This is a genomic window from Brachyspira hampsonii, from assembly GCF_002214805.1.
Lineage (GTDB): Bacteria > Spirochaetota > Brachyspiria > Brachyspirales > Brachyspiraceae > Brachyspira > Brachyspira hampsonii.
Window position 1 is genome coordinate 383,136 of record NZ_CP019914.1, and the last position, 16,163, is coordinate 399,298.

Below are 16,163 nucleotides of genomic sequence, written 5' to 3' on the forward strand. Positions count from 1 at the left end.
GTAAATTAGTATAAAAAATGCTATCATCTAGCAATAAAAAAGTCAATATAAATTTAGAATAAAATCAAATTTATTTAAGAAAAAAATCATATTTATTTTACAACAAAAAAATACAAAAAAACTCTTGATTTTTTATCATTCTGCTAATAAAATATATGCATTACAATTTTACAAAAAATAATAATTTTATTAAGCGGAGAAATAATTATGAGTTTCAGAGAAAATAGTTCTTTAAGAAGCGACAGAGTATTAAAAGGTGATGAAAGAGCACCTAACAGATCATTATTCTACTCTATGGGGTATACAGATGAAGAATTAAAAAGACCTCTGATTGGAATTATTTCTGCATATAGTGAAATTGTACCCGGACATATACATCTTGATAAACTATCTCAGGCTGTTAAAGCAGGAGTTTTAATAGGAGGAGGCACTCCTATACTTATACCTTCTATAGGGGTATGCGACGGAATAGCTATGGGACATTTAGGAATGAAATATTCACTTCCTTCAAGAGAGTTAATAGCTGATTCTGTTGAAAGTATGGTTATAGCTCACGGTTTAGACGGAGTTGTTTTAGTACCTAACTGCGATAAAATAGTACCCGGAATGATAATGGGACTTTTAAGAATGAATATACCTGGAATAGTGATAAGCGGAGGTGCTATGCTTCCTGGTGATCATGGCGATGAAAAAATAAGTTTATCAAATATATTTGAGGCAGTAGGAGCAAAAAAGGCTAATCTTATAAACGATGCCGAATTAGAAGAATATGCACAAAATACTTGTCCAAGCTGCGGTTCTTGTGCTGGTATGTACACTGCAAATAGTATGAACTGTCTTTCTGAAGCATTAGGTATAGCACTTCCCGGAAACGGAACAATACCTGCAGTATATTCTGCCAGAACTTTACTTGCTAAAAAAGCAGGCATACAGGTTATGGAATTATTAAAAAACAATATAAAACCATTAGATATAATAACTCCAGAATCATTCAAAAACGCTCTTGCTGTTGATATGGCATTGGGTTGCTCTACAAACAGTGTTCTTCACTTGCTTGCAATAGCTAATGAAGCAGGAATCCCAATAGATTTAAAAACTATAAATGAAGTAAGCGACCGCACTCCTAATTTATGTCATTTAGCACCTGCAGGTCATAACTATATAGAAGATTTATACAAAGCCGGCGGAATACCTGCTGTTATGAAAGAACTTGACAAAGGCGGATTTATAAATACTTCTCTTCTCACTGCTACAGGTAAAACAATAGCTGAAAATATAAAAGATGCTGTTAATAAAAATAATAATGTTTTAAGAAATATAGAAAATCCTTACAGTAAAACAGGAGGAATTGCTATACTTTGGGGAAATATAGCTAAAGACGGATGTGTTGTTAAACGTTCTGCCGTTGCTGATGAAATGCTTGTACATAAAGGACCTGCAAGAGTATTTGACTCTGAAGAATCTTCAATAGCTGCTATATATGCAGGCAAAATAAATAAAGGCGATGTTGTAGTTATAAGATATGAAGGACCTAAAGGCGGACCTGGTATGCGTGAAATGCTTAACCCTACTTCTGCTCTTGCTGGTATGAAATTAGATAAAGATGTTGCATTAATAACTGACGGAAGATTCTCCGGAGCTTCAAGAGGTGCTTCTATAGGGCATGTTTCTCCAGAGGCTGCAAGCGGCGGAGAAATAGCTTTTATAAAAGAAAATGACATCATTAGTATAGATATTCCTAATCATAAAATCAATTTAGAAATCTCTGATGAAGAAATGGAAAAAAGAAGAAAAGAGACTTCTATTAAACCTTTAGAAGAAATTAGAGGCTGGCTTGGAAGATATAGAAAACTTGTTCAGTCTGCTAATACAGGTGCTATATTAAAATAATTTTTTAATGAAAATAATTGGTGCTGTATAACTTATAGCACCAAATAAAAGCACTAATAATCTAAAAGTCATAACAAAAAATTAATATTACAGACTGCTTGGTTCCTATCTTTTAAGCCAGGATAAAAATTGTTTAGTTTATAGCTGATATAAGCATAGACTAAATTTATTTTAAATAAAAATTTTTTATAAGGAGAAAAACATGATTATCAAAAATTAATTTAATTAAACAATATTAAAAATAAAAACAACAAAATAAAAATAAATAATAAAAAGGATAATAAAAATGAAAACATTAAAACAAATAAGTAATTTCTTTGGTAAATACATGTCAGTTATAGTATTGGTTGTAGCAGCATTAGCTTTATTTTTTCCAAAATCTGTAAGCTTTATAAAAACAACTTATGTTAACTATCTTCTTATGACTGCAATGTTCTGTATGGGCATAACATTAAAAGTAGAAGATTTCAAAATACTATTTACAAGACCTAGAGACATAGCTATAGGAGCAATAGCACAATTTACAATAATGCCTTTACTTTCATTCTTACTGTCTTTGGCATTCAGACTTCCCCCTGAGCTTGCTATAGGAGTAATACTTGTAGGTACCTGTCCAGGAGGAATATCATCAAATGTAATAACATATTTAGCTAAGGGAGATGTACCTTTATCGGTGGGTATGACTTCTGTATCTACAATACTTGCTCCTCTTGCCACCCCTCTTCTTACATTGCTGTATGCTGGTGAAAAAATAGATGTTAATGCTATGAGTATGTTTATATCAATACTTCAGGTTGTTATAGCACCTATAATATTAGGATTTGTTATAAATAAATTTTTTCATAAATTTGTTGAGCATTTTAAAGATGTGCTCCCTTTAATATCAGTTATAGCTGTTGTTGCAATAGTAGCTGCTGTAGTGTCTGGCAACTCAAAAAGACTTATGCAGGTTGGACATTTAGTAGTAATAGTTATAATAATACATAATACTTTGGGATATATGCTTGGATATTTATTAGGAAGAGTATGTCAATTTAATGATGCTAAATGCAAAACTATATCAATAGAAGTAGGAATGCAAAATGCAGGATTAGCTTCATCATTAGCTTCAACACATTTTGCTTATATGGCATTAGCTGCTGTACCGGGTGCTATAGGAAGTGTATGGCATTGCATATCTGGTTCTATAGTTGCTAATATAATGGCTGCAAGAACTAAAAAATAATAAAAAACAATATATTTAAAATTTAATTAATTATAAGGATTCAAAATGAGTATAGAAAATTTATTTTTAACAAACTTTAGTATAGGAAGCGATGCTTATAAAGATATATACGATATATGTTCAAATTACGGAAAAAAGGCTGTAATAATAGCAGGTAAAAAATCTATTCAGGCATCAATAGAGTTGATATTAAATAATACAAAAGACATAAGTATAACAGGTATGCTTCATTATGGAGGAAATTCAACTTTTGAAAATGTTGATTTACTTAAAAATAAAAAAGCTGTAATAGAAGCCGACATGATATTTGCAGTAGGAGGAGGAAGATCATTAGATACCTCAAAAGTTTTAGCAGATATGATGAATAAGCCTATATTTACATTTCCTACATTAGCTTCCAACTCTGCTGCTGTTACTTCTTTATCTGTTGTTTATGATAATGACGGAAGTTTTAGAGAGATGTTTAGTTTGAAAAGGCCGCCTTTACACACATTTATAAATACGGATATAATATTAAACTCTCCGGAAAATTATTTCATAGCTGGTATTGGAAATGCACTTTCTAAACAGTATGAAGCATTATTCTACACAAGAAATGAAAATTTAAATTATAGAAATTTCTTAGGTATTGAAATCATAAAAAACTGTTCTAATGATATATTAAAATATTATTCAGAAGCAGTAAATGATTTTAGAAATAAAAAATCATCAGATGCTCTAAACAGAGTAGTACTTCATATAATATACACTGCTGGATTAACTTCTGTAATGGCAGGATATAATTATCATATATATTTGCATAACGGATTAACAAAATTAAAAAGAATGGGAGAAAAATTCCTGCATGGAGAATTAGTATCTTATGGAATATTACTTCTTCTTACTATGGACAAACAATATGAGGCAAGAGAGGATATTTTTAAATTTAATAAATCAATGTCTCTTCCAACATGCTTAAAAGATATAGGAATAAATAAATCAAGTTTAGAAGATGAAGATATTAATACGGCATTAGGTGCTAAAGATATAAGTTCGTATGGAGTTGACAAAGAAATGATATTAAAAGCTATTCTTGATTTAGAAGAATTCAATAATAGTAAGTACATAAATAAATAAAAAATATACAAGGATAAAAAAATGAAAACATTAAAACAAATAAGCAACTTCTTTGGGAAGTATATGGCTGTAATCGTATTAATAGTAGCTGCTGTATCATTATTCTTTCCAAAAACAGTAAGTTTCATAAAGACAAGTTATGTTAACTATCTCTTAATGATAGTAATGTTTGGTATGGGGCTTACATTAAAACTTGAAGATTTTAAAGTAGTATTTACAAGACCAAAAGACATTATAATAGGAGCCATAGCTCAGTTTACAATAATGCCTTTACTTGCATATTTACTTTCTATTGTATTTAAACTTCCTCCGGAACTTGCTGTAGGAGTTATACTTGTAGGAACTTGTCCGGGAGGCACTTCTTCAAATGTTATGACATATTTAGCAAATGGGGATGTTGCATTATCTGTGGGTATGACTTCTGTATCAACAATACTTGCACCATTCGCTACCCCTCTTCTTACACTTCTATATGCAGGGCAAAAAGTAGATGTTAATGCTGTCAGTATGTTTATATCAATAGTTCAGGTTGTTATACTTCCTATATTCTTGGGTTTTTTAATAAATAAATTCTTTTACAAGTTTACAAGCAGTATAAAAGAAATACTTCCATTAATATCAGTACTTGCGATTGTAGCAATAGTAGCTGCTGTAGTATCTGCCAACTCTCAAAGATTAATGCAGGTTGGTTATTTAGTTATAATAGTAGTTGTACTTCATAATTGTTTGGGATACTTGCTAGGTTATTTATTAGGCAAATTATTCAGATTAAGCAATTCCAAATGCAAGGCTGTATCAATAGAAGTTGGAATGCAGAACTCAGGACTTGCAACTTCTTTGGCGGCAACACATTTTGCATCTATGGCATTAGCAACAGTACCGGGAGCAATATTCAGCGTATGGCATAATATATCAGGATCAATAGTAGCTAATATAATGGCTTCAAAAATAAAAGATTAGTAATAATAAAAAAATGCTTAAACAATGGACTTTAATATAAAAAAGCCCATTGTTTATTAGCAACTGTCAATAATAAAAAGTCAATTAATTCATATATTGTTTTGAAATATTTATTCTTTATTAATTATATTATTAAAGTATTATTCTCTCACCCTATTAGAAGCATTACTTATATTAAGTTTATAAAGTTCATCAATAAATGAAACAGCAAAACTAGCAGGAGCGTCTGCCTTTTTTGAAGCCATCTCTCCAGCCTCAGCCATTATACACATAGCAGAAGAAGCAGCAATTAAAGGATTTGATACCGCAAGCATAGCAGCAGTAATTGCAGTAGAAGTACAGCCCATACCAGTATTTAAAGGCATTAAAGGAGAGCCTCCATTTACATACAAAACTCTATTTCCATCTGTTATAATATCAGTTTCTCCGCTTATGCTTACAACTGTATTATACTCTCTAGCTAAATGTTTACCAGCTTCCAAAGCCATATTAACATTGGCAGTGCTGTCTACTCCTTTAGTTTTAATGCTCTCACCTGCAAGAACCATTATTTCAGAAGCATTTCCTCTTATTACTTTGGGATTATAATTTTTGATTATATCTATAGCAGTTTGAGTTCTAAGTTTTGTTGCACCTGCTCCAACAGGATCAAGTACAAAAGGAACATTTTTTTTATTTGCTATCTCGCATGCACTATGCATAGCCTCTATAGAAGTTTTTGTCAAAGTACCTATGTTAATAACAAGTGATGAAGCTATAGAAAGCATATCTTCAAACTCTTCTTTTTCAAATGTCATAACAGGAGAAGCCCCCACTGCAAGAAGAGCATTAGCTGTAATTTGCATAACAACATAATTTGTAATGTTATGAACCAATGGGCTTTTAGCTTTCATATCTGTAATTGCTTTGGATATTTCATTTTGTAATGTACTCATTTTATTACTCCTTTTATTATAGAAAATAAATAATTTAATACTAATTTATTTTAAACTTTAGCTAAGCTATAAAAGTTTATCAAATATTTTACTCTATTATTATCAATCAAAATAAAACTATTCTACACCAAAAATAAATAAGCAAAAGGCACCGCCAAAACTAAAGAAAATATTATTCTCTCTATCCATATTATAATTATATCTCTTATTCTTATTGGTATGTCGGTAGCAAGCATACAAGGAATAGGTGCTGCAAAATAAAGTATTTCTGAAACGCATACTATAGCTATTACACTTTTAGCTAATTGACTTGAATCCATAATAATGCTTGAAGAAGAAAACATTTCTACTATTGTTATAGAACATGCTTTTGCAACAGTATAAGCCTCATTTCCTAATCCTAATAGTTTAGTAAAAGGGAGAAATATATAACTTACAAAATCAAACAAAGGAGTATAATTAACTATCAATAATCCTATAAAAGTTATAGCCATAAAATTAGGCATTATGGATATTGATATCAATAAACCTTCTTTAAGATTCTTTAATATATTGTCTAAAAAATTATTTTGTTTATCAGCTACTTTTACACCTTCGTCTAATGCCTTTTTAAAAATATTGCCTCCTGTAAATTTTGGCTCTTCAATTACATCTCTATTCAAATAACCTTTATTAGATTTATTTCTCAAAGGATAAAGTCTAACTGTAATTGCTGTAACTATAAATGTAATAGCCAAAGTTCCCCAGAAGTATATATTCCATTTATCTATAACTCCAAGAGTTTTAGCAACAACAACCATAAATGTAGTTGATACTGTAGAAAATCCTGTAGCTATTATGCATGCTTCTTTTGTAGAATAGTATCCCTCTTTATAAACTTTATTAGTGATTAGAAGTCCTACTGAATAACTGCCTATAAAAGAAGCTAAAGCATCTATTGATGACATACCCGGAGTTTTCCAAATAGGACGCATTATATAACGCATAAATATTCCAACAAAAGCCATAAGACCATAATCAATAAGAAATGATAAACATACCGCCCCTATAGGAATTAAAACTGCAACCTGTGTTAATAATCTATAAGAAAAAGGAAGCATATTCGGTTTATGGAAATCAGCAGGTCCTAATTTGAAATATGCCATTATAACAAATGGTATTGCCAAAAGTTTTATAAATGAAAATACTATCTCTGTTTTATTCTTATTCCAAGACTTATTAATAAAAGGATATATTCCACCTAGCATAGTGATAATTATACCATAATAAGGCTCTACAAATGGAATCTTTCTTATAAAACTCACTAAATGATCTATTGGTATTGATTTTACACCATTAATATTTATGGTTATAAAAAACATAAAAACACCAACGGCACTTAGAATAATAAATTTTAAATAAGATGATTTGCTATATTTAATTACCGAATAATTATCTTTTAAAATACTTTCAGAATTTGAAACATTATCCATAAAAATTTCCTTAATTATAAATTAATAATTTAGAGAAACCTTAATGAAAATAATGAGTGTATAAAAATTAGAAAATGAAAATAATTTTAGAAAACTTATAAAAATATTTCCCTACACTGGCATTATCCAACAGGTTATAAGGGTCTAAGTTTATTAGATATAAATAAAACTTACTCTCAGCCTTTAAAAGCTCCCCTAATTTTTATATATTATATAATAAAATTATAATTATTTCAAATAGAAATATAATTATTTTTATAGTGATATAATACAAAATTATTTTTAATTACTGAATCTTAATATTTTAAAAATATTATTATTAACCATATAATAATTATTATATTCTTACAATAAAATCAAATCTTTAATATCATCATAATAAACATTTTCTATCTTTTTTATGAAATCTTTATTTTTATTATAATTAACTCTATCATTTTTCAATTCTACATAAAGCTATTTTATATCAAAAGTTTCTAACATTGACTGAAGTTTCTTTTTATAATTTCTGCTTTTACATTTATTATAAAATTTCAAAATAGTTTTTATATGTTTGAATGAATCAGCATTTTCAAAAATATCTTCAAAGTATTTGACATTATCAATATTCCAAGAAGTTAAATCACAGTTAAAATATTTTGTATTACTAAACATCTCAGTCATATCAATAACCTTAGACACATTCCAAGAACATAAATCAGCATTGAAATATTCAGCATTTTTAAACATGCATTTCATATCAGCTGTATTAGATACATTCCAAGTTTCTATGCCTCCAAAATTTTTTCTTTTACTCTCTTCAAATAAATAAGACATATCAATTATATTGCTAGTATCTATATCAACAAGATTTATATTTTCATCTTTTACATAATCCAATAATTCAAATTTATACTTTGGTATGTATTTCATTAATTTATACCTTATCAATAATCTTTATAGGAAGAAGTCTTTCTAATTCTGTTTTTGATACCTGAGTGTTTCCTGTTATAAGACTTAATACTTTTATATTGTTTTTATCATTTAAAGCATTATAAATATACTCCAATGTATAGGCTTTATTATAATTTTCCAAAGGATATATAACATTGACATGATTTTCACATACAAACTCTTTTTCTTTTACTACTGCCGATTTTATATTAATGTTTTTATGAGAGCCTGTTATTCTATTAACTGCTATAACATTATTTTTTATTATCAAATCTTTTGAAATATTTTTTATATACTGAAGTTTTCTCTTATTTGGTATCACTATTTTTCCATTAACTATATTTGATGAATATATTAAAGGTATGGCATTATTTTTATCTTCTGTTAGATTTTCTTTATATTTATTCCAAGCAATACTTCCTGTTTTCACCTCATAACCTATTTCTTTTAAACTTATAGTATCTTTATATGATTTATTTAAAAATACTTTATCCTCTGTAAATATTGTAATACCATTTTTTGAGAATATATATTTTTTATTTTTATGACTTTTAGTTTTTTTAAGTATTAAAAGCATAACCTTTTGATTTGCCATATAAAAATTATCAGAACCCTCTACAATATGCAAATACTCAACACTACTTATCTTCATGATATATTCTCTTAACTTGCTGAAAAAAGCCCCGTTATTCATAGAAGGAGGCACAACATAAGCTAAATATCCTCCGTCTTCTAAAAGCTCTAAACCTAATTTTATAAATATAGAAAATATATTAACTCTTCCGCTTATTATATCAGAATATTTTTTATTTGTTTCTTTTTCAGGCTTAAACTCAAAGTAAGGAGGATTACCTATAACATAATCATATTTTACAGATTTTTCTGTATCTAATTTTAAAGTATCTATGCATTTTATATCAGCATTATTTATTAATTTTTTTGAAATAGAAACTAAACTTTCATCAATCTCAAAACCATAAAGATTAGCATCATTAAAATATTCTTTGCATGATAAAAGAAACTCCCCGCTTCCGCATGCAGGATCTAATATTTTTACATTATCTTTTTTTTCTGAAATAGATACCAATCTTTTTAAAAGTAAATCTCTTATACTTTTGGGTGTAAAGTACTGCCCTAGTCTTTTTCTTTTTTCTATATCAGTATTTTTAAGATAATCAAAACTTTCTTTAGTATACTCTTCCTGCATTATTTCTCTCTTACAAAATTATAAACTATTACAAAACTCTATTACATTATTTTCGCATTTTATTCTATCTTCATGAAGAAAATAATCTATTTTGGCATTATCATTTATAGTTTTGTTCTGTTCATAAGCTCGTCTAACATACACATTAAAACCTCTGTCAAATTTATATGCAAACAAATTATTTTTACTTTCTTTTTTCATTTTATTTTTAAAATTATCTTCAAGTTTCTTTATCTCTTCAAAAAATTTTATTAACTCATTTCTCTCATTCATAGGAAGAACATCATCTCCTATAAAGAAAGTAACATCGCCTCTTCCGTAAGAACCGAATATATAAATAGCGTTTGATTTAGGTAAATTACTATTCCACATAGGGCTAGAAGATTTACCGCTGCTGTACTTTATTTCTATAGCTATAATTTTTTTGGCTGTAAAAATTAGGAAGTCTGGAAAATTCTGACTGCCGTAAGGCTGACATATAAAGCAATTCTCCATACTCTTATCTTCTAAAGCATAAACATTATCAATCACTTTATCAGAGCTTTTATCCAAAATATCATTTTTTATAGATGAAAGGATATTTTTTATATCTTTATCAGAAGAAACTCTCCTATTAAATCCATGCCGTTTTAAAGATGATTCAAATCTGTCCTCAAATTCATCACCCTCTTTACTTTTAAGCCATTCTTTTTTATTTTTTTGTATATCAATAAAAATATCACTAAGCATTTTGACAATATATACAAAAAGCTATTTATTGTCAAGCTAGATAAAACATTTTATCAAACAATTATTTACATATTTTTAACATATTGACTGTTATCATCATTAAATATATAATCTCTTCAATATCTATCAATAATAAAAATTAAAATTATGAATAAAATCATTGCAGTAATATCTTTAACCATACTATTAGTAACATCATGTCAGACTTTGAATATTGTCATACCAAATGATGTAAGAAAAATGCTTGCTAAAAATATTGATGAAGATAGAAGCATAAATCCTATTTACAGAGAGTTCAGAGCAGCTTGGATATCATCTGTAGCTAATATTGACTGGCCTTTGAAAGGAGCAAGCGAATCTGAACAGAAAAAACTTATTGTAAAACATTTAGATACATTATACGAAAATAATTTTAATGCTTTATTCATACAGGTAAAACCAGATGCTGGGGTAATATTTAAATCAGAAATAAATCCTACTACAAGATATTTTTTCGGCTCAAAATCAAGCGATGAAAGAGATGATTACCCATTTAAAACAGATATGCTAGAATTTATAATTGAAGAAGCCCATAAAAGAAATTTAGAAGTTCATGCTTGGTTTAATCCATACAGAATATCTTTAACTTATGATAAAACTAAAAGCTATAAAGAACAATTCTCCAAAAAGAATTTTATTCATACTTATGTTTCCAATAATTTAGAGCCGATTTATTGGTATGACAACAGACTTTATTTAGATCCCGGTGAACCTATAAGTGCAAAGTATATTACAGATTCAGTTATAGAAGTAGTTGAAAATTATGATGTAGACGGTATACATTTCGATGATTATTTTTATCAGAATGCTGCAAGAGGAAAAACTTATAAAGATTGGCCTGATAAAGCAAGTGCTGAAAAATATGGTGCTAAAAGAGGATACGATATTACAAATAAATCCTATGATGATTATGGTGTAAATGGACTTTATGCTTGGAGAAGAGATAATATCAACAGACTTGTAAGCGATTTATATAAAGAAATAAAATCAAGAAAGCCTTATGTAAAATGGACTATTTCACCTGCAGGAGTGTGGAGAAATAAAGAAAAATTAGCCGAATATGCGGGAAGCAGATACGGAAGCGATACAAAATCATATAATCCTAACTTTGATGCTTTGCATGCTGATGTTCTTTTATGGATGCTTAACGGAGAAAAAACTTCTAGTTTGAATAATGCTTCAAGAAAAGACGGATTAAACAGAATGTATATTGACGCCATAATACCTCAAGTATATTGGAGTTCACAGCATAAAACAGCACCTTTTGATACAATAGCAAAATGGTGGGTTAATGAAGCAAAAAAATCAAATAATGAAAAACTTGCCGACATATATATAGGACATGCTTTATACAGAATGGGAAGTGCTACTAATATAGAGCCTTGGCAGGATATTGATTTAATGTCAAAACAAATAAATTATATAAGAAATGTAGGAAAAGGATATATTAAAGGCTCTTCATTTTTTACAATGCATAACATGTATAGAAAAGACAGAGATACAGGAAATTTTGGAAATGATGCTGTTAAATATATAAAAGAAAATAATTATATATTTAAAGCAATAGTACCTACAATGAACACAATGAAAGATATGAATAAACCTCCTTTGAAATTAGAAAACCCAAGCATTAAAAAAGTTTTCGGAGGAATCGAAATAACATTCACAGATCCTAATGAATATAAGCTGGATAAATACGGACATCTTCTCCCTTCATATTCTTCATACTATGCAGTATACAGAGAAACTATAGGAGAAATCGGAATAGAATTGATAGACAAAATAAGAAGAACTGATTTTAATGCAAACTCAAAAGTAACATACAAAGATAAAACAGTAAATTCAAAGCAGACTTATATATATTATGTTACAGCTTTGGATAGAATACATAATGAAAGCGAATACCTTACTATAATAAATGATTGACAAATGTTATACAATAAATATACTTATATAATATGATGTTGGAAAATTTGTACTATACTGATTATTATAAAAATCATTGGAGTAAATACGGAATTTTATTCTCAGACAAATATTTTGAAAATGAAAATAAAACTATACTAAATGATAAGTATTATATTATACATAAAAAATATTCAGGATACATTTATCAAAAAGATATTATAGGATATGAAAGAAGCATATACTATAATCATAATAATAAACTTATTTATAATTACAGAAGCGATGATGCTAGAATGTTTAAAATAATTAATCATAATAATCATGAATATTTTGTTTTTAATAGAGATTTATCAGGTTTTTCGATAATAGATTTAAGTAAAACTAATAAAGAATTTAATTTTTATTATAATAAATCAATAAGCAAAAACGGCATTATTGTTTTTATGGATGCCCAGTATCATAATAATAAAATTCTTTTTTATATATTTTATTTATCAAAAGCAGAAAACGGAGCATTTAAAAGAGTATTCAATTATTTATTATATGACTTTTCTAATGGCATACAAAACAGTCAAAATTATGTTAACTTCATAGATATAAGAAAAACAATACTAGATTTATACAATTATGAATTATACTTCACTTATAAAGCATATTTTGATAATAACACCATAATAGCAGAAGATCTGTCTAACGGTAAAAAATTTAATATAAATTATAAATTAATTTAAAGCCTTATTTTTCATTAATATTAAAGCTAAATCATCAATACCGCTTTCTTCCTCACTATACAAAGAGTAATATATTCCATCAACATTCCAATATGCTATATACTCTTTTTTATCATTTGTTTGTATTATTATTTCTATATTTGTTTCTTCATCAATATTTTTTCTTTCTTCTTTAAGATTGTTAAAAAATGAAAGTAAATCATTTAATTGTTTTGAAGCTCTGTAATAATAGTTTATATTTTTATAGTCAAAATTAGACTCAGCTATAGTTTTATTAACAATAGCATATTTAACATTCATAGCATGTTCAGGAGCAGGAACACAGTAACCTAGCACAGAAAAAGATTTTGTAGAGTCTACAGGTACAATATCATACTTTTTATTATCAGAGCATGATATAAACAACATTGTAATAAATAAAATTAAAAATGAATACTTTATAATATACATAATTATCCTTATATCAAAAATTAATAATACAATAAAGATTAAATCATATTCAATAAAAAATCAATTATCTGCTTCTAAGTTTAGGGTGAAGTATTTTATCAAGAGCAAATCCCAAAAATGCAAATGACATACCCAAAATAGCAATTAATATTCCCGGAGGTATTATCCACCACCAAAGACCAGAAAGCACAGCAGAACCTTTCATAGCATCATGTAAAATCTGTCCCCAAGTAACTATTGAAGCATCACCAAGTCCAAGCAATGATAAAGAAGATTCATACACTATAGCAGAAGGTACAGCCAAAGCCATAGAAGCAAATGAAAAAGGCAAAAGTAATGGAGCTAAATGATTGAATATTATTCTAAAATGTCCTGCTCCAATAGTTCGTGCCGCCTCAATATAGGTTTCTTCTTTTAACTGCATAGCCATAGAACGAACCGTCATAACTGAACCCGTCCAAGAAAAAAATATCATCATCGTTATCATAGTCCATATACTAGGCTTGAATATTGCACTTATAACTATCATCACAGGAAGAACAGGTATTCCTATAAATATCTGATAAATAAACTGCATAGCATTATCAACAAATCCTCCGAAATATGCCGATATTATTCCATACATTACACCAATTATAACCGATATAAAACTTGTAGCTATTCCTATAAATAATGCCCATTTAAGTCCGGATACTAAACCGGAAAATATATCTCTTTTCATATTATCCGTACCCATTATACCAGACATAGAACCTACCAATACAATGTAAGGATCTTCAAAACTAGAATTATCTCCTGCAAATTTACCGCTCACTTCAAATTTGTAAATGCCTTTCAATGCCTGAAAATTCTTTGCCATATCATCTTTTTTAGTATTAAAAAGTATTTTCATAGGATTAGTTGTTATGGTGTCAATCTGTCTTGCAAGTATTCTAGGTACAGAATCTCTGTAAAACCTGAATATTCTATTTTTTGAATCATTGAATGATGATATTCTTAAATCGCCGCTTATATTATGTAAACTATCTGATAATGTAATCACTGCCCCATCCGGTCTTGTAACATTCCAAATTAATCCTGTAGAACCATTGACATTGGCATGAAAAATTAAATCAACAGGAGATTTATCAAATTTATAATCGTATTCAAATACTGCTTTATAATTTAATTCTCCGTCTATATAATTAGTTTCAACACTTATAGGCTTTATATCAGTTGTAATAGCCGACTTTTCTCTTTGAAAAAAATTAAGCCACTCTGGAGCTGCTGAAGCCGGATTGTCCTGCCAATATGTGATATCTCTCCATCGTTTAGGAGCTTCTTTATAGGTTAAAAGCAAAGGCTCAATCAATGACACCATAATAGCCAAAACAAGTATGCATAACCCCACAACTCCTGTCTTATCTTTTTTGAACTCTTCAAAAAATTCTATTAATGGAGCAAGTTTTTTACTTATACTATTTTTCATTATAGCCTGCCTCCTACTTTTATTCTAGGATCTAAAAATCCGTAAGATATATCAAGAACCACAAGTCCGAATTGATAAAGTGCTGTAGTTATAGCTAAATTCCCCATTAATACAGGTATATCATTTTGCTGAACTGATATCCAATAAAGATTACCAAGACCCGGCCAAGAAAATATACCTTCAAATATAATAGACCCTGCAATAGAACCAAGAAGACCTAATAATGTTATAGTAACTATAGGAGGAGCAGAACTCCTTAATGTATGTCCGAGTAAAACTGACTTTTCAGATATTCCTCTCGCCCTTGCTGCCATTATATAATCTTCCTGCAAAGTAGATAATACTATGTTTCTTACAACAAATGAAAGTCCCCAAAAACCTATTAATGTTAATGTAATCAAAGGCAAAGACATATGCCATAACATATCCAAATAATACATTATACCAGTAGGTACAGGTATTGAATGTACTCCTCCCGAAGGAAATAAATTAAACTTATATACAAATACCATTATAAGTATCATAGAAAGCCACCAAGTGGGCATGCCGTAAACTATCATAGTAATAATACTAGTAGTTCTGTCAAATACTCCGCCTGCTTTTCTTGCCTTTACAAGCCCTATTATAAGTCCTATTATCATCTGTATAACTGATGCTGTTGTAAAAAGTATTATAGAACGCGGAAGTGCTTCTCCTATTATTTTTATAACATCTCTGTTTCCGTTTGAATCCATCATAATAGAAGATTTACCAAATTGAAAAGTTATTGTATTAATACCTCTTATAAATATTCTCTCGCCTATACTTCTATTAAGCCAATATATATCATAATAATATGCCCTTCTCTCTTTGATAAAATTTTCAACATCTTCCGTACGCATATTGCTAAGTCCACGCACTTCAGCATTTATATTTTCTTCAATCTGTGCCTTGAGAGTTTTCTCGCTTACAGTATTAAATATAGCAGAAGACATAAACATAAGTATTATAAACATGATTATGCCTTTTAAAATTCTTTTAATAACAAAATAAGTAAACATAATATAATCCTTTCAAAGCATTATACTAAAAATAATAAAAATTGTAAAGATTATTATGTT

General features: G+C 28.5%; 14 protein-coding genes and 1 riboswitch. Of the genes, 6 read left to right on the plus strand and 8 right to left on the minus strand.

Features of this window, described 5'->3' with window-relative positions; translation table 11 throughout:
• Positions 1 to 207 precede the first annotated feature (207 nt).
• The 4 genes from ilvD to BHAMNSH16_RS01470 all read left to right on the plus strand — a co-directional run bounded on the left by ilvD (position 208) and on the right by BHAMNSH16_RS01470 (position 5,191).
• Positions 208 to 1,890 (plus strand): dihydroxy-acid dehydratase, encoded by a 1,683-nt coding sequence (gene ilvD / locus BHAMNSH16_RS01455; RefSeq protein ID WP_008727772.1) that lies wholly within the window; start codon positions 208 to 210, stop codon positions 1,888 to 1,890.
• A 286-nt stretch (positions 1,891 to 2,176) separates the two neighbouring features.
• Positions 2,177 to 3,115 (plus strand): bile acid:sodium symporter family protein, encoded by a 939-nt coding sequence (locus BHAMNSH16_RS01460; RefSeq protein ID WP_008727771.1) that lies wholly within the window; start codon positions 2,177 to 2,179, stop codon positions 3,113 to 3,115.
• A gap of 45 nt (positions 3,116 to 3,160) precedes the next feature.
• Positions 3,161 to 4,231 carry an iron-containing alcohol dehydrogenase family protein gene (locus BHAMNSH16_RS01465; RefSeq protein ID WP_008727770.1) on the plus strand — a complete coding sequence of 357 codons (1,071 nt, stop codon included), beginning with the start codon at positions 3,161 to 3,163 and terminating at the stop codon, positions 4,229 to 4,231.
• 21 nt (positions 4,232 to 4,252) lie between these two features.
• Positions 4,253 to 5,191 (plus strand): bile acid:sodium symporter family protein, encoded by a 939-nt coding sequence (locus tag BHAMNSH16_RS01470; protein ID WP_008727768.1) that lies wholly within the window; start codon positions 4,253 to 4,255, stop codon positions 5,189 to 5,191.
• A gap of 140 nt (positions 5,192 to 5,331) precedes the next feature.
• Here BHAMNSH16_RS01470 and thiM read toward each other — a convergent pair whose 3' ends face one another.
• The 5 genes from thiM to BHAMNSH16_RS01495 form a co-directional block, all read right to left on the minus strand.
• Positions 5,332 to 6,126 carry a hydroxyethylthiazole kinase gene (thiM, locus tag BHAMNSH16_RS01475; protein ID WP_008727767.1) on the minus strand — a complete coding sequence of 265 codons (795 nt, stop codon included), beginning with the start codon at positions 6,124 to 6,126 and terminating at the stop codon, positions 5,332 to 5,334.
• A gap of 122 nt (positions 6,127 to 6,248) precedes the next feature.
• The gene (locus BHAMNSH16_RS01480) at positions 6,249 to 7,598 is read right to left on the minus strand and encodes a YjiH family protein (RefSeq protein ID WP_008727766.1); all 1,350 of its coding nucleotides are present in this window, start codon (positions 7,596 to 7,598) and stop codon (positions 6,249 to 6,251) included.
• Between the two features lie 91 nt (positions 7,599 to 7,689).
• Positions 7,690 to 7,805, minus strand: a riboswitch (TPP riboswitch).
• Between the two features lie 249 nt (positions 7,806 to 8,054).
• Positions 8,055 to 8,510: a DUF285 domain-containing protein gene (locus BHAMNSH16_RS01485; RefSeq protein ID WP_241033635.1), complete on the minus strand. Its 456-nt coding sequence runs from the start codon at positions 8,508 to 8,510 to the stop codon at positions 8,055 to 8,057.
• Positions 8,511 to 8,514: 4 nt separating this feature from the next.
• Entirely contained in the window at positions 8,515 to 9,738 is a 1,224-nt protein-coding gene (locus tag BHAMNSH16_RS01490; protein WP_069732143.1) for an HsdM family class I SAM-dependent methyltransferase, read from the minus strand.
• A gap of 18 nt (positions 9,739 to 9,756) precedes the next feature.
• Positions 9,757 to 10,467: a type II restriction endonuclease gene (locus BHAMNSH16_RS01495; RefSeq protein WP_069732142.1), complete on the minus strand. Its 711-nt coding sequence runs from the start codon at positions 10,465 to 10,467 to the stop codon at positions 9,757 to 9,759.
• A gap of 147 nt (positions 10,468 to 10,614) precedes the next feature.
• Here BHAMNSH16_RS01495 and BHAMNSH16_RS01500 point away from each other — a divergent pair, with 147 nt between their 5' ends.
• Positions 10,615 to 12,432: a glycoside hydrolase family 10-like protein gene (locus BHAMNSH16_RS01500; protein WP_039953786.1), complete on the plus strand. Its 1,818-nt coding sequence runs from the start codon at positions 10,615 to 10,617 to the stop codon at positions 12,430 to 12,432.
• A gap of 47 nt (positions 12,433 to 12,479) precedes the next feature.
• On the plus strand, positions 12,480 to 13,145 hold the full coding sequence (locus BHAMNSH16_RS01505) for a hypothetical protein (protein WP_241033636.1): 666 nt from the start codon (positions 12,480 to 12,482) through the stop codon (positions 13,143 to 13,145).
• Here BHAMNSH16_RS01505 and BHAMNSH16_RS01510 read toward each other — a convergent pair.
• The 3 genes from BHAMNSH16_RS01510 to BHAMNSH16_RS01520 all read right to left on the minus strand — a co-directional run bounded on the left by BHAMNSH16_RS01510 (position 13,137) and on the right by BHAMNSH16_RS01520 (position 16,103).
• On the minus strand, positions 13,137 to 13,595 hold the full coding sequence (locus BHAMNSH16_RS01510) for a hypothetical protein (protein WP_008730616.1): 459 nt from the start codon (positions 13,593 to 13,595) through the stop codon (positions 13,137 to 13,139). The genes BHAMNSH16_RS01505 and BHAMNSH16_RS01510 overlap by 9 nt on opposite strands.
• Positions 13,596 to 13,659: 64 nt before the next feature.
• Positions 13,660 to 15,063, minus strand: a complete 1,404-nt coding sequence (locus tag BHAMNSH16_RS01515) for an ABC transporter permease (protein WP_008730615.1) — start codon at positions 15,061 to 15,063, stop codon at positions 13,660 to 13,662.
• Positions 15,063 to 16,103, minus strand: a complete 1,041-nt coding sequence (locus BHAMNSH16_RS01520) for an ABC transporter permease (RefSeq protein WP_008730613.1) — start codon at positions 16,101 to 16,103, stop codon at positions 15,063 to 15,065. Before BHAMNSH16_RS01520 ends, BHAMNSH16_RS01515 begins: the two co-directional genes overlap by 1 nt.
• Positions 16,104 to 16,163 lie beyond the last annotated feature (60 nt).